This window comes from Achromobacter animicus, assembly GCF_040775605.1.
Lineage (GTDB): Bacteria > Pseudomonadota > Gammaproteobacteria > Burkholderiales > Burkholderiaceae_B > Achromobacter > Achromobacter animicus.
Map to the genome: position 1 here is coordinate 5,821,994 of NZ_JAYGJK010000001.1, position 13,967 is coordinate 5,835,960.

General features: G+C 65.2%; 10 protein-coding genes. 2 read left to right on the forward strand and 8 right to left on the reverse strand.

What is annotated here, in order from left to right:
• Positions 1 to 77: 77 nt before the first annotated feature.
• Both AB3147_RS26600 and AB3147_RS26605 read right to left on the reverse strand, forming a co-directional pair.
• Entirely contained in the window at positions 78 to 4,037 is a 3,960-nt protein-coding gene (locus AB3147_RS26600; RefSeq protein WP_218342603.1) for a DUF3683 domain-containing protein, read from the reverse strand.
• Between the two features lie 132 nt (positions 4,038 to 4,169).
• Complete coding sequence (locus tag AB3147_RS26605) at positions 4,170 to 4,706, reverse strand: YqaA family protein (protein WP_175122049.1); 537 nt, start codon at positions 4,704 to 4,706, stop codon at positions 4,170 to 4,172.
• Positions 4,707 to 4,801: 95 nt separating this feature from the next.
• On the opposite strand from AB3147_RS26605, the gene ilvA reads away from it, so the two are divergent.
• Positions 4,802 to 6,310: a threonine ammonia-lyase, biosynthetic gene (ilvA, locus tag AB3147_RS26610; protein WP_175122048.1), complete on the forward strand. Its 1,509-nt coding sequence runs from the start codon at positions 4,802 to 4,804 to the stop codon at positions 6,308 to 6,310.
• 171 nt (positions 6,311 to 6,481) lie between these two features.
• On the opposite strand, the gene AB3147_RS26615 is transcribed toward ilvA, so the two are convergent.
• On the reverse strand, positions 6,482 to 7,594 hold the full coding sequence (locus AB3147_RS26615; protein WP_175122047.1) for a porin: 1,113 nt from the start codon (positions 7,592 to 7,594) through the stop codon (positions 6,482 to 6,484).
• Between the two features lie 449 nt (positions 7,595 to 8,043).
• Entirely contained in the window at positions 8,044 to 8,424 is a 381-nt protein-coding gene (locus AB3147_RS26620; RefSeq protein ID WP_105241081.1) for a DUF4148 domain-containing protein, read from the reverse strand.
• A 386-nt stretch (positions 8,425 to 8,810) separates the two neighbouring features.
• Here AB3147_RS26620 and AB3147_RS26625 point away from each other — a divergent pair, with 386 nt between their 5' ends.
• Positions 8,811 to 9,701 carry a LysR family transcriptional regulator gene (locus tag AB3147_RS26625; RefSeq protein WP_367353402.1) on the forward strand — a complete coding sequence of 297 codons (891 nt, stop codon included), beginning with the start codon at positions 8,811 to 8,813 and terminating at the stop codon, positions 9,699 to 9,701.
• Positions 9,702 to 9,784: 83 nt separating this feature from the next.
• Here AB3147_RS26625 and AB3147_RS26630 read toward each other — a convergent pair whose 3' ends face one another.
• Genes AB3147_RS26630 through cydX form a run of 4 tightly spaced genes read right to left on the reverse strand, consistent with a single transcriptional unit; the run spans position 9,785 to position 13,957 of the window.
• Positions 9,785 to 10,339 carry an adenine phosphoribosyltransferase gene (locus AB3147_RS26630; RefSeq protein WP_056319625.1) on the reverse strand — a complete coding sequence of 185 codons (555 nt, stop codon included), beginning with the start codon at positions 10,337 to 10,339 and terminating at the stop codon, positions 9,785 to 9,787.
• Between the two features lie 53 nt (positions 10,340 to 10,392).
• On the reverse strand, positions 10,393 to 12,090 hold the full coding sequence (gene cydC, locus AB3147_RS26635; RefSeq protein ID WP_367353403.1) for a thiol reductant ABC exporter subunit CydC: 1,698 nt from the start codon (positions 12,088 to 12,090) through the stop codon (positions 10,393 to 10,395).
• On the reverse strand, positions 12,087 to 13,835 hold the full coding sequence (gene cydD, locus AB3147_RS26640; protein ID WP_438861011.1) for a thiol reductant ABC exporter subunit CydD: 1,749 nt from the start codon (positions 13,833 to 13,835) through the stop codon (positions 12,087 to 12,089). Before cydD ends, cydC begins: the two co-directional genes overlap by 4 nt.
• Entirely contained in the window at positions 13,832 to 13,957 is a 126-nt protein-coding gene (gene cydX / locus AB3147_RS26645; protein ID WP_175122043.1) for a cytochrome bd-I oxidase subunit CydX, read from the reverse strand. The genes cydD and cydX overlap by 4 nt, the downstream gene beginning before the upstream one ends.
• Positions 13,958 to 13,967: the final 10 nt, after the last annotated feature.

Genomic DNA, 13,967 nt, shown 5'->3' on the forward strand with positions numbered 1-13,967 from the left:
CGCGGCCCCCAGTCCGGCAGCGCAAAAAAAACCGCGGCCATCGCTGGCCGCGGTTTCCATCTGGCGCGTGCTGAGGCCTACACCAGGACGCGTTCGATGCCGCCTGCGTTCGCCCGGCGCACGTAGTCTTCCATCCAGCCTTCGCCCAGGATGTGGCGGGCCATCTCGACCACGATGTAGTCGGCTTCCATCTTGGTGTCGCCCTCGTAACGCGACAAGCCCTGCAGGCACGACGGGCACGAGGTCAGGACCTTCACGTCGCCCGTGAAGCCGTCGCTGCGCATCGCGGCGTCGCCCTTGAGCAGTTCTTCCTGTTTGCGGAAGCGCACCTGCGTCGAGATGTCCGGACGACTGACCGCCAACGTGCCCGACTCGCCGCAGCAGCGGTCGCTCTTGACCGCGCCATCGCCCACCAGCGCCCGCACCGTCTTCATGGGTTCCTGCAGTTTCATCGGCGTGTGGCAGGGGTCGTGGTACATGTAGCGCACGCCCTTGGCGCCTTCCAGCTTGATGCCTTTTTCCAGCAGGTATTCGTGGATGTCGATCAGCCGGCAGCCGGGGAAGATCTTTTCGAATTCATACCCGGCAAGCTGGTCGTAGCAGGTGCCGCAGCTGACCACCACGGTCTTGATGTCCAGGTAGTTCAGCGTGTTGGCCACGCGGTGGAACAGCACCCGGTTGTCGGTGATGATCTGCTCGGCCTTGTCCGTCATGCCGTTGCCGCGCTGAGGATAGCCGCAGCACAGGTAACCCGGCGGCAGCACGGTCTGCACGCCCGCATGCCAAAGCATCGCCTGCGTAGCCAGGCCCACTTGCGAGAACAGGCGCTCGGAACCGCAGCCCGGGAAGTAGAACACCGCTTCCGTGTCGGCCGTGGTGGCCTTGGGATCGCGGATGATCGGCACGTAGTTCGCGTCTTCGATGTCGAGCAGCTTGCGTGCGGCCTGCTTGGGCAGTCCGCCGGGCATCTTCTTGTTCACGAAGTGCACCACCTGCTCGCGCAGCGGCGGTTTGCCCACCGTGGCTGGCGGCTTGGCGGTCTGCTTCTTGACCAGGCCCGAGAACAGGTCGTGCGCGGCGCGCTGGACCTTGTAGCCCACGCCCACCATCGCCTTGCGGGTGGCGTTGATGGTGGCCGGATCCTTGGCGTTCAGGAAGAACATGGCGCTGGCCGTGCCCGGATTGAACGACTTGCGGCCCATGCGGCGCAGCACGGCGCGCATGTTCATCGACACGTCGCCGAAGTCGATATCGACCGGACATGGGTTGTAGCACTTGTGGCAGACGGTGCAGTGGTCGGCCACGTCCTCGAATTCTTCCCAGTGCTTGAGACTCACGCCGCGACGGGTCTGTTCTTCGTACAGGAAGGCTTCGACCAGCAGCGACGTCGCCAGGATCTTGTTGCGGGGCGAATACAACAGGTTCGCGCGCGGCACATGCGTGGCGCACACCGGCTTGCACTTGCCGCAGCGCAGGCAGTCCTTGATGGATTCCGAGATGGCGCCGATGTCGCTCTGCTGCATGATCAGCGACTCGTGGCCCATCAGGTTGAAGCTGGGCGTCCAGGCGTGGCGCAGGTCCGCGCCGGGCATGAGCTTGCCGGCATTGAAGTGGCCGTTCGGGTCCACGCGCCGCTTGTAGTCCTGGAACGGGGCCAGTTCGGCTTCGGTCAGGAACTCGTACTTGGTCAGGCCGATGCCGTGCTCGCCCGAAATCACGCCATCCAGGTCGCGGGCGATCTGCATGATGCGCTCGACGGCCGCGTGAGCCTCGCGCAGCATTTCGTAGTCGTCCGAGTTGACCGGGATGTTGGTGTGCACGTTGCCGTCGCCGGCGTGCATGTGCAGCGCGACGAACACGCGGCTCTTGAGCACGCGGGCATGGATGGCAACGAGCTCGTCGACGATTTTCTTGTACGCGGCGCCCGAGAAGGCGCGCTGCAGGCCGGCCAGCACTTCGGTCTTCCAGGAGACGCGGATGGTGCGGTCCTGCACCACGTCGAAGACGCGGGCCCCGGGTTGCGCGGCCAGGCGTGCGGTCAGCGTGGCGTGGAGCTCGCCCAGGCCAAGGCCTTCGAGTTGCGGCAGCGCATCGCCCAGCGGCAGGTCCAGGTTGTCCAGCAGCCACTGCCAGCGCTGGCGCGTGGCGGCGATCAGTTCGATGGCCTGTCGGGTACGTTCGGCCAGCACCTCGGCGCGCGTGGTCTCGATGTCGGCGTCGTCGATCTTGCCGACCGGCAGCGGCGTGCACAGGTACGCGTCAAGCTCGCCCAGCAGCTTGAGCTTGTTGCTGGTCGACAATTCGATGTTGATGCGCTCGATGTGATCCGTGTATTCGCCCATGCGGGGCAGCGGGATCACGACGTCTTCGTTGATCTTGAAGGCGTTGGTGTGACGCGCGATCGCGGCGGTGCGCGAGCGGTCCAGCCAGAATTTCTTGCGCGCCTCGGGGCTGACAGCGACAAAGCCTTCGCCGTGGCGCGTATTGGCCAGGCGCACGACTTCGCTGGCGGCCGCGGCCACTGCGTCGTCATCGTCGCCGACGATGTCGCCGATCAGGACCATCTTGGGCAGCACGCCGCGCTTGCTCTTGGTGGCGTAGCCGACCGCGCGCAGGTAGCGTTCGTCCAGATGCTCCAGGCCGGCCAGGATGGCGCCGCGCGCCTTGCCTTCGCCGTCCAGGTAGCCCTTGACCTCGACGATCGACGGGATGGCGTCGCGCGCCTGCCCGAAGAACTCCATACAGACGGTGCGCGTATGGCGCGGCATGCGGTGCAGCACCCAGCGCGCCGACGTGATGAGACCGTCGCAGCCTTCCTTCTGGATGCCGGGCAGCCCCGCCAGGAACTTGTCCGTCACGTCCTTGCCCAGGCCTTCCTTGCGGAACACGCGGCCCTGGATTTCCAGCGTTTCGGTTTTGAGCAGGCGCTCGCCGGGCTTGCCCTTGCCGTCGAACCACTTGAGCTCGAAACGGGCCACTTCCACGTCATGGATCTTGCCCATGTTGTGGTCCAGGCGCGTGACTTCCAGCCAGTTGCCGTCCGGATCGACCATGCGCCACCAGGCCAGGTTGTCCAGCGCGGTGCCCCACAGCACGGCCTTCTTGCCGCCGGCGTTCATGGCGATGTTGCCACCCACGCAGGAGGCTTCGGCGGACGTCGGGTCTACGGCGAACACGAAGCCGGCGGCCTCGGCCGCTTCGGAAACGCGCTTGGTGACCACGCCGGCGCCGGCATGGATGACCGCGACGGGCTCGGTGAGGCCGGGCAGGATACAGGACTCGACCTTGCCCAGCTTGTCGAATTTTTCGGTGTTGATGACCGCCGACTTCCAGGTCAGCGGAATGGCGCCGCCGGTGTAGCCGGTGCCGCCGCCGCGCGGCACGATGGTCAGGCCCAGTTCAATACAGGCGGTGACCAGCGCGGCGATCTCGTCCTCGGTGTCCGGCGTCAGCACCACGAAGGGGTACTCCACGCGCCAGTCGGTCGCGTCCGTGACGTGTGACACGCGCGACAGGCCGTCGAACTTGATGTTGTCGCGCGCCGTGATGCGGCCCAGCACCTTCTGCGCCTGCTTGCGCATCATGGCGGTCTGGTCGAATTCGCCCTCAAACGCCGCAATGGCGGAACGCGCCCGGGCCAGCAGACCGACGACCTTTTCGTCGCGATGCGGATCGTGGCCGGCTTCAGCGGGCGCGCTCGGATCGCGGCGCTTGTCGATTTCGCCCAGGCGGTGATGCAGCGCTTCGATGAGCTGCTTGCGGCGCTTGGGATTGTCGAGCAGGTCGTCCTGCAGATAAGGATTGCGGCGCACGACCCAGATATCGCCCAGCACTTCGTAGAGCATCCGGGCGGAACGGCCGGTGCGGCGCTCGCCGCGCAGGTCGCTCAGCAGGCTCCAGGCGTCTTCACCCAATAACCGGCCCACGATTTCGCGGTCGGAAAACGACGTGTAGTTATAGGGGATTTCGCGCAATCGCGCGGGTGCGGCGGGCGGCATCGCCCCGTTCAAGATGTGGCTGGCGAGTGGGGCGTTCATGGCGGCAAGAGGGGGCCCTTAAAAAAGTATTTTATGCCATTGTCCCGACTTGACCCCTAATAAGTCTGGCAAGGCGTCCAAAAGCGCGCCGGGGACGGCATGTACCGTCCCCGTTTAAGTCCGGCGTCAGGGCTAGATTTTCCCAGGAAAGAACCAGAGCAGCCCGGCGGTCATGAACAGATAGCGCATGAATTTGCCGATGGCCATGTAGAACACGCAGGGCCAGAACGACAGGCGCAACCAGCCGGCAACCGCGCATAGGGGATCGCCCACCGCGGGCAACCAGGACAACAGCAGCGCGGGCGGTCCCATCCGGTGCAGCCAGTCATGGGCGCGCTCGTTCCAGCGGCCACGCATGCGGCCACCCTCGGTCGCCTTGGGATGCGGATGCGGGTGCTTTTCCTTCCAGCGCTCGACCGCCTTTTCGGCGCCCAGGCCCATCGCGTAGCTGATGGCTCCGCCCACGGTGTTGCCTGCGGTGGCCACCAGGATGGCGGGCCAGAACATGTCCGGCGAAAGCTTGATGTAGCCGAACACCGCCGGCTCGGAGCCCAGGGGCAGCAGCGTCGCGGACACGAGCGAAACGGTGAAGATGGCCGACAGGCCGACTGAGGGCAATGCCAGCACGCCCAGGAGCCAATGAACTGCGGATAAGAGACTTTCTTCCATGGTTGCGGCAGTGTAGCCGCGGGAATCCCGGAAGGCGACACGCATTTCCCTGCAATAATCTTGGCCAGTCCTCACTCTTGCCTGTTGCGCGGTCCATGTCCACTGATTATCTGAAACGCATCCTGACTTCCAAGGTTTACGACGTCGCGGTCGAATCCCCGCTCGAGGCGGCGCCGCTGCTGTCGCAGCGGATGTCGAACACGATGTTGCTCAAGCGCGAAGATACCCAGGCGGTGTTCAGCTTCAAGCTGCGCGGCGCGTACAACAAGATGGCCAACCTCACGCCGGCGGCGCGCAATCGCGGCGTGATCGCGGCCTCGGCCGGCAACCACGCCCAGGGCGTTGCGCTGGCGGCCAGCCGGCTTGGCTGCCGCGCCGTGATCGTCATGCCCACGACCAGCCCGCAGGTCAAGATCGACGCCGTGCGCCGCCTGGGCGGCGAGGTCGTGCTGGCCGGTGAGAGCTTTTCGGACGCCTACGCGCATGCGCAGGTGCTGGAAAAGAAAGAGAAGCTGACCTTCGTCCATCCGTTCGACGATCCCGACGTGATCGCCGGCCAGGGCACCGTGGGCATGGAAATCCTGCGCCAGCATCCCGGCCACATCGACGCGATCTTCGTGGCGATCGGCGGCGGCGGCCTCATCGCCGGGGTGGCGGCCTACATCAAGCAGCTGCGCCCCGAGATCAAGATCATCGGCGTGCAGACCGAGGACTCCGACGCCATGCTGCGCAGCGTGCGCGCGGGCCGCCGCGTTCAGTTGAACGACGTGGGCCTGTTCTCGGACGGCACGGCGGTCAAGATGGTCGGCGCCGAGACCTTCAAGCTGGCGCGCAAATATGTGGACGACTACGTGGTGGTCAACACCGATGCGATCTGCGCCGCCATCAAGGATGTCTTCCAGGACACGCGCAGCGTGCTGGAGCCGGCCGGCGCGATGGCCGTGGCCGGCGCCAAGCAGTACGCGGCCGAACACAATCTGAAAAACAAGACGCTGGTGGCGATTGCCTGCGGCGCCAACATGAACTTCGACCGGCTGCGCTTCGTGTCCGAACGCGCCGAGGTCGGCGAAATGCGCGAAGCCGTCTTCGCGGTCACCATGCCCGAGCAGCGCGGTAGCTTCCGCCGCTTCTGCGAATTGGTGGGCGAACGCAGCGTCACCGAATTCAACTACCGCATCTCGGACGCGGACCGCGCCCACGTGTTCGTCGGCATCCAGGTGTCTTCGGCCGCAGAACCTGACAAGATCGCGGCGAATTTCCGCCGCCACGGCTTCGACACGCTGGACCTGACCCACGACGAAATGGCCAAGACCCACTTGCGCCACATGGTGGGCGGCCGTTCGGCGCTGGCGCGCAACGAACTGCTGTACCGCTTTGAATTCCCCGAGCGGCCGGGCGCGCTGATGCGCTTTCTGAATGCGATGAATCCCGACTGGAACATCAGCCTGTTCCATTACCGCAACCAGGGTGCCGACTATGGCCGCATCCTGATCGGCATCCAGGTGCCGCCGGCGGACAAGAAGCAGTTCCGCAACTTCGTGGCGGAACTGGGCTATCCGCATTGGAACGAAACCGACAACCCGGCGTACAAGCTCTTCCTGTAGCCGCTGCGCTTCAGGCGTCCTGAATGCGAGAGGGCCTCCTTGCGGCGGCCCTTCCCTTCTGTGCGCAAGGCGCGCCCGGCTGAACCCGATCTAGGGGGGGTTCGCTGTCACTCAGCGGTCCACGGAGAATGGCCCGCACATTCAGCAAGGTCCAGCCGGACGTCCTGACGCTTAGAAACGGTGGCGCAGGCCGACGGCGACAGCCGTGTCGGTCGCGTCGTGCTGGAACGCGTAGTTGTCGCCATACGAGGCGTACGCGTACAGGTTCGTGCGCTTGGTGAAGTCGTACGTGTAGCCAAGGCTGTACACGTTGAACGTTGCGTCGTCGCCCGTCAGCTTGTCGTTGCTGGCGGTGGCGCGCTGCCACGAGCCAAACACGGCGTGGCGGCCCATCGGCACGGTGGCGCCGATCATGTACGAATTGGCGCGGAAGCCATCAGCCAGCTTGAACGAACCCAGCTTGTTCATGCCGTCGGGCGTCGTGCCCATGTTCTGGCCGACGAACCAGCCGTCACGCGTCTGGCCGAAAGCCGCCGCGATCTTCACGACTTCAAAGTCGTACGAACCGCCGACGATGTATTCCTGGATGCGCGCTGCGTCCTTGCCGCCGACGCGGTCGTTGGACGGGTTGAAGCGGTCGTAGGCGGCCGCCAGATTCAGCGGGCCGTTGACGTACTGCACACCGGCGGTGATCACTCGGTTGTTGTTGCCCGTGGCAAAGCCCTTCTGCGTCGTGTCCGTGACGGTGTCGTCCGCGCTGAACGCGTAGCCGAGGCCGACCTTCAAACCGCCCAGGCTGGGGGTTTGATACAGGACCATGTTGTCCAGGCGCATCGTGTTGGCGCTGCCGAACGTCGTACCCATGTTGGCGTTGTTGTAGCTGATCGAGAACGGGTCGATCGAGCCGAAGTACTTCGACGCCAGGTTCGTCTGACGGCCGAATTCCAGACGGCCCCAAGAATCGCTGTCCAGACCAACCGTCGCTTGGCGGCCGAACAGACGGTCGTTCTGCAGCGACTTGCCGTTCAGGGGACCGAAGCCGCCTTCCAGCGTGAACACGGCGCGCAGGCCGTCGCCCAGGTCTTCCGTGCCGCGCAGGCCAAAGCGCGAACCGCTGCTCACGCCCTGAACCGCACCGATGCGGCTCTGCGAATTGCCCTTGAACTTCACTTTTTCGTAACCGAGGCCAGCATCGATCAAGCCGTACAGCGTCACGGAATCGGCGGCCTGCGCGGCGCCGGCAAAGCCGGTCAGCAACGCGACGGCCAGAAACGTCTTCTTCATTTGAATCCCCAAAATGGCGAGATGAAAGGCGCATTGCGGGGCGCCGCCGAACACCGCGGGCCCTCGCATGCCGCAACGTTGAATCGAGCGGCGATGCACTGGGCGTAGTGTCCGGCTTGTAGCAGTTCGTAGTAACCCGGATTTCGACGAACTACTTTCCATGGCTGGGATAATGACGCGAAACTGAAGGCTCGCCTTGATCCAAAAAGCTCGCTAAGGCCTTGATCTCAAATATGAATCATTGCTCGCATCAGAATGTCGCAAGATCAGATGCGGCTTTCCTTGCCCTTCCGGCCGGCAACATATGTAGTGCGGGCGGAATAGTTGTGCGGCGTAAACGCCACACTGTTTCCGCACAGATAAAAACGCGGGGCGCAAAAAAACCCCTCGGCGTCACAAGGGGTTCTTTCGGTGACCTGCGGGGCGGCGCGGCGCGCCAGCGCTGGAAATCAGCGGCCCTTGGGCGGGTAGTCCAGTTCGCCAAACGTGTATTCGCCGCGCGCTTTGGCGTCGGCCAGTTCCTGACGAACTTCTGCACGGCTCTTGCCGGCGGTCTGCGCAACGGTCTTGGGCGGGTAATCCAGTTCAGCGCTCGTCACCTGACCTGCGGCCTTGGCGCTTTGCAATTCCTGCTGAACCTGTTCGCGCGACAGGCTGGTGGTCTGTGCGACGGCGGGCGGATAGTCCAGTTCACCAAAGGTGACGGTGCCTGCGGCCTTGGCGGCTTGCAGTTCCTGCTGGACTTGTTCACGCGTCTTGCCATCGGCGTGAGCGGCGGACATGCCGACCAGGGTAGCGGTAACCATGAGTGCGGTTGCTAGGGCTTTCATTGAGATGACTCCATCCTAAACGTTGCACATCGTCTTGCGCCGGGTTGGCGGCATTCGATATGACAATTTGATTGCTGGGACGAAGTATCTGGTTATTAGGTCCTAGTAAAAACCCTTGATTTGGTGAACATATTTGCACGGATGGGACAATTGCAAGTCGTATCCGTGCGGGACACGGCATATGAACCTGCTCGCCAGACTGATGCACCATGCGCGCAGGCGTTGAGCTCATTCAGTTTCGCGCAAGCTAGGTAACGCAATCTAAACGCGGCGCGCGATGGAACTGTTGTGCAATCCGGAGAAATAGACATTTCTACTGGCGGGACAATAATTCCATTTATCATACGAATCTGCCAGAAATGGAAATTTGAGTCTCGAGGGCATTCATGGACATCCAGCTTAACGACATCGCGCTATTCGTCGAGGTCGCCAAGCGCAAGAACTTCAGCCACGCCGCCCAAGCCCTGAATATCCCGACCTCCACGCTGTCGCGCCGGGTCAGCGAGCTGGAACGCAGCGTCGGGATGCGGCTGCTCAATCGCAGCACCCGCAAGATCGACCTGACCGAAGCGGGCGCAATCTACTTTGAACGCTGCCGGCACATCGTCGAAGAGGCGCGCATCGCGCACGATCAGTTGCTGGACATGGCAGTTCAGCCCAAGGGCCGCCTGCGGATCTCGCTGCCCACCAGTCTTGCGCAGTTGTTCCTGCCCGCCGTGATCCGCGAGTTCCGCGAACAGCATCCCGATATCGAGTGCGACTTCGACCTGAGCATGCGCCCGATCGATCCCATCAGCAATCCGTTCGACCTGATCCTGCGCTTTGGGCAGCAGCCCGATTCCAGCCTCATCTCGCGCAAGATCGTGCTGATGGCGCACCAGCTCTATGCGTCGCCCGAATACCTGGCGCGCCATGGAGAACCGCGTGTGCCGGCAGACCTGACGCACCACGAATGCCTGCGCCCGACCATGCGCGAGGAGTCGTCCTTCTGGATGCTCCATTCGGGCGACAAGGTGGAACGCGTTCAGGTGTCTGGTCGCCTGTCGGCCAATAACGTGGGGATGCTGGGGCGATTGGCCGGCCAGGGTTTGGGCATCACGCCGCTGCTGGTGTTTGATGCGATGGAGCGCGCCATCAAGCAGACGGGCCTGGTGCGCGTATTGCCGGAATGGAGTCTGACTCCCCTTCCCTTGTTTGCGCTGCTGCCTTCGCGCATGCTGCCCGCCAAGACGAAGGCGTTCCTGGACTTCATCCAGCCGCGCTTGTCGGAGGCGTAACTAGCAAATGGTGCTGAAGGGCGGTGCTGAAGGACAGCACCGAAGGACGGCGCCGAGCTGCGGCGCCATCACGACAACACGGACTACGGCGTCGTGTCCGCGCCGTACTGACAGACCGTGTAAAGCGGCGTGCCGGTCGCGGCCACCTTGGCCGAGCCGCCGAGATCCGGCAGGTCGATGATGGCGGCGGCTTCCACCACGTTGGCGCCCAGGCGCTGCAGCAGCTTGATGGCCGCAAGCATGGTGCCCCCGGTGGCGATCAGATCGTCCACCAGCAGGACGCGCTGGCCCGTGCGGACCGAATCGGTATGCATCTCGACGGCGGCATTGCCGTATTCCAGCGAGTATTCCTCGGCCACCGTGCGATAGGGCAGCTTGCCCTTCTTGCGCACGGGCACGAACCCCAGATTCAGTTCATAAGCCAGCACGCTGCCCACGATGAAGCCGCGCGCGTCCACACCCGCCACCAGATCCAGGCGCTGGCGCATGTAGCGATAGACGAAGAGATCGATCAGGACACGGAACGCACGAGGGTCCTGCAGCACCGGCGTGATATCGCGGAACGTGACGCCGGGTTGGGGCCAGTCCGGAACGCTGCGGATGGTGCGCCGGATGAACTCGGCGTTGTCGGTCTGCATGGAATCGGCCCTGAAGAATTGAAGCAAGGCGAACTATAACCGCGCCGCTGCGCTTAAGCCAGGATTGCCGCGCGCGATGACATGTCATGCAATTGCCCATCGCGCAACACATGGCAACGATGCACCGCACCCTCGGGCAATGCCGCATGCGTGGCCAGCACCACGGTGCGCCCGTGTACCGCCTGCGCCAGATCCGCGAAGAACGCGGTTTCGGCCGCGGCGTCCAATCCGGCGGTCGGTTCGTCCAGCACGATGACGGCGGCAGGCGCCAGCAAGGCTCTGGCCAGACACAGGCGCCGTGCCTGCCCGGCCGACAGTTGCGAACCCGTCTCGCCGGCCCACGTGTCCAGGCCATCGGGCAGGCCGCGCACGAAATCGCCAAGCCGTGCCGCATCCAGGGCGCGCCACAACGCGGCATCGTCGGCATCGGGATCGCCGATCAACAGATTGGTGCGAAGCGTACCCAGAAACACCGGCGCGTCCTGCGACAGCAGGACGATCCGCCGATGCCAGTCCGCCTGTGCGCATTCGCGCGCATCGCGACCGCCGAACCGGACCTGCCCGCCCTGCGGATCCTCGAGCCTGAGGATCAGATGCAGCAGCGTGGACTTGCCCGCGCCGCTTGCGCCCACGATCGCCACGCGTTCGCCCGGCTCGATCCGCAGGTTGACGTCCCGCAGCACCGGCGCACTGTCGCCTGCTGCGCGGGCCGGGTACGCAAAGCGCACACCCGCCAGCTCCAACGCACCGTTTGTGGGCAGCGGGCGCGGCATCGCCGGATCCTGCATGTCGGGTTCGCTTTGCGTGATCTCGCGGATGCGCGCCGCCGCCGACATCGCGGAACCCATCCGGGATGCGCCCCGCATGATCGGGCCGGCAACCTCGAAGATGCCGATGACGGCCAGCAGCAGACCGGCCAGGAGAGGGCCTTCGATCCGTCCCGACTCAAGCCCGGCGAGACCGAACCACAGCAGCGCCAACACCGCCACACCTGCGGCCACCTGCAGGAACCATTGTCCGCGCACCGCCACCCGTGCCTGGCTGCGTCGCGCCAGAGCGCTTGCCTCGCACAGACGCTCGAAGTGCGCCAGCGTCTGCTCCTGCGCATGCAGGGCAACCATGTCCGCGTGACCCTCCACGGCGTCCAGCGTGGCCGCGCGCAATCCTGCCGCACTTTCCTGCGCCGACACGCCCGGTTTGCGCGCCGCGCGCAATAGCCACAAGGGCACCACCACGCACGCGGCCAACAGGGCCAATGCAAAAATCAGCGCCGCGGCCGGCACCCATTGCCCCAGCACGGCGGTGAGCACCGCCCCGGCTAGTATTGCGGTGGCCAGCGGCGCCAGCACAAACAGAAATACCGTATCCAGCGCATCGACGTCGTTCGTCATGCGGGCGACCAGGTCGCCGCTGCGATAACGCGAAAGCTGGCGCGGCGTCAGCCGGGTCAGCGCCGCAAACACCATGGCGCGCAGATCCGCCAGCAGGCGCAAGGTGGCGGCATGCCCGACCACGCGGTCGGCGTAGCGCGACACGATGCGCAGGAACGACAGCCCGCGCACCAGCGCGGAGGGCGCGAACAGGTTGAATACGCTGCCGGCGCCGGCCAGGAACGCGCCGGTCAGAAACCACCCCGATACGCCCAGCAACCCGACGCCGGCCGCGACGGTCGCCAGCGCACAGAACAATGCGAGTAAAAGCCCGCCTTTGCGGCGCGCGTATAAGGGCAGGAGCAACAACAGATTCTTCATGCGTCTTTCACCGTGCCATTGGCGACGCGCGCCACCCGGCCAAATCGCGCGGCCACCGCGGGCGAATGCGTCGCCAGCACCAGGGTGCGGCCAGCGGAGAACTGCAGGATCTCGTCCAGCACCCGAGCCTGCGTCGCTTCGTCCAGATGCGCGGTAGGTTCGTCCAGCAGAATCAGGCCAGGGTCCCGCAGGAACAGACGGGCCAGCGCCACGCGCTGCGCCTGTCCGCCGGACAAGCCATGGCCGCGGCTGCCCAGTGCGGTGTCCAGGCCGTGCGGCAGGTCTTGCGTGAATTCCAGCACGCAGGCGCGGCGCGCGGCGTCCTGCACCTGTGCATCCGTGGCGCCGGGCTGGCCCAGCCGGATGTTGTCGGCGATCGATCCGGCCAGCAACTGCGGCCGCTGGCCGATCAGCGCCACGCGCTGACGCAAGGCGGCTTCATCCCATTGCGCCAACGGCAAGCCATCGATGCGGATTTCGCCGCTGGCCGGCCGCAGACGGGCGATGGCCTCGATGAGCGTGGATTTTCCGACGCCGCTCGGTCCCATCAGCGCCACGTGCTCACCCGGCGCCAGGACCAGGGCAGCATTTGCGAGCACCGGCTGGCCACGGCCCGGCGCCTCGGCGCGCAGACCTTCCACGGTAACCACCGCGCCCTTGCCCGCATGCGCGGGTTGGCCGCGCAGTGCGGACGTGTCTTCGGCATCGGCTTGCGGCAGGCCGTCGAACAGGACGGCGATCTGCGTCACGGCAGCCAGCGCCGTCGCGCGGTCGTGATAGTGGGCGGCAAACTGGCGCAGCGGCGCATAGACCTCGGGCGCCATCAACAGGCAGAACAGCCCGGCCTGCAGCGTCAGTGGTGACCAGCGCACGTCCAGGAATCCCAGGTACGTCAGGCCGATGTACACCGCAACACCCGCCACGCCCAGCGCGGCGAAGAATTCCAGTACGGCCGACGACAGGAACGCGATGCGCAGCACCGACATCGTCCGCTGGCGCAGCGCATCGCTGGCCGCCACGACGGACTGCGCCTCGGCCTGCGCGCGCCCATACAGTTTCAGGGTGGACAGCCCGCGCAGGCGGTCCGCGAAAAAGCCCGACAGGCGGGCGAAGGCACGCAGGTGGCGGCGGCTGGCGCCTTGCGCCCCCCACCCCACCAGCGCCATGAACAGCGGAATCAGCGGCGCGGTAATCAATAGCACCAGACCGGCGATCACATCCACCGGCAACAGCACGACCGAGAAGGCCACCGGCAGCATTGCCGCCGCGGCCATCGCGGGCAGGTACTTCGCAAAGAAGCCATCCAGCGCCTCTACCTGGTCGACCACGGCGCTCGCCAGTTCACCCGACGCCTTGCCGCGGCTCCAGTAAGGGCCCTTCTGCACCAGGCGTTGGAACAGGGACTGGCGCACGTGGCGCTTGATGCGTTCGGACGCATCCGCGCCAGCGCGCTCGCCCGCCCACGTGATGCATGCGCGCACCAGCATCAGCCCTGCGATGGCGGCGATGCCGCCAATCAGTTCATGCCGGGGCACATGTCCCACGATGGCCGAATCGAGCACCCTGGCCAGCAGCCAGGCCTGCACGACCAGCAAAGCGCCGCTCACCAGCGGCGCGGCGGCCGCCAGCATCAGCGGAAACCGTGCCGACCGGGCCAGCCCCATCAGCCACCGCGACTGCTCGCGCGGCGGCTTCTGCAGAGACGCCGACGGGTCGTGCTCGAGGCTGCTTGCGCCGTTACTCACTCGACGTCGCGGCTGGCTTTCGGGTCATGCGTCTGACCTTCGCGCAGCTCGAACCACATCGCATTGAGAATGGCGAATGCGCACGCCAGGCCGAGGCCGAGGATCCACGAGAAATACCACATGGTGGAGGCT

Bases quoted from the DNA above. Each gene is read 5' to 3' on its own strand.
- AB3147_RS26600 (WP_218342603.1), bottom strand. From the start codon at position 4,037: ATGAACGCCCCACTCGCCAGCCACATCTTGAACGGGGCGATGCCGCCC.
- AB3147_RS26605 (WP_175122049.1), bottom strand. From the start codon at position 4,706: ATGGAAGAAAGTCTCTTATCCGCAGTTCATTGGCTCCTGGGCGTGCTG.
- ilvA (WP_175122048.1), top strand. From the start codon at position 4,802: ATGTCCACTGATTATCTGAAACGCATCCTGACTTCCAAGGTTTACGAC.
- AB3147_RS26615 (WP_175122047.1), bottom strand. From the start codon at position 7,594: ATGAAGAAGACGTTTCTGGCCGTCGCGTTGCTGACCGGCTTTGCCGGC.
- AB3147_RS26620 (WP_105241081.1), bottom strand. From the start codon at position 8,424: ATGAAAGCCCTAGCAACCGCACTCATGGTTACCGCTACCCTGGTCGGC.
- AB3147_RS26625 (WP_367353402.1), top strand. From the start codon at position 8,811: ATGGACATCCAGCTTAACGACATCGCGCTATTCGTCGAGGTCGCCAAG.
- AB3147_RS26630 (WP_056319625.1), bottom strand. From the start codon at position 10,339: ATGCAGACCGACAACGCCGAGTTCATCCGGCGCACCATCCGCAGCGTT.
- cydC (WP_367353403.1), bottom strand. From the start codon at position 12,090: ATGAAGAATCTGTTGTTGCTCCTGCCCTTATACGCGCGCCGCAAAGGC.
- cydX (WP_175122043.1), bottom strand. From the start codon at position 13,957: ATGTGGTATTTCTCGTGGATCCTCGGCCTCGGCCTGGCGTGCGCATTC.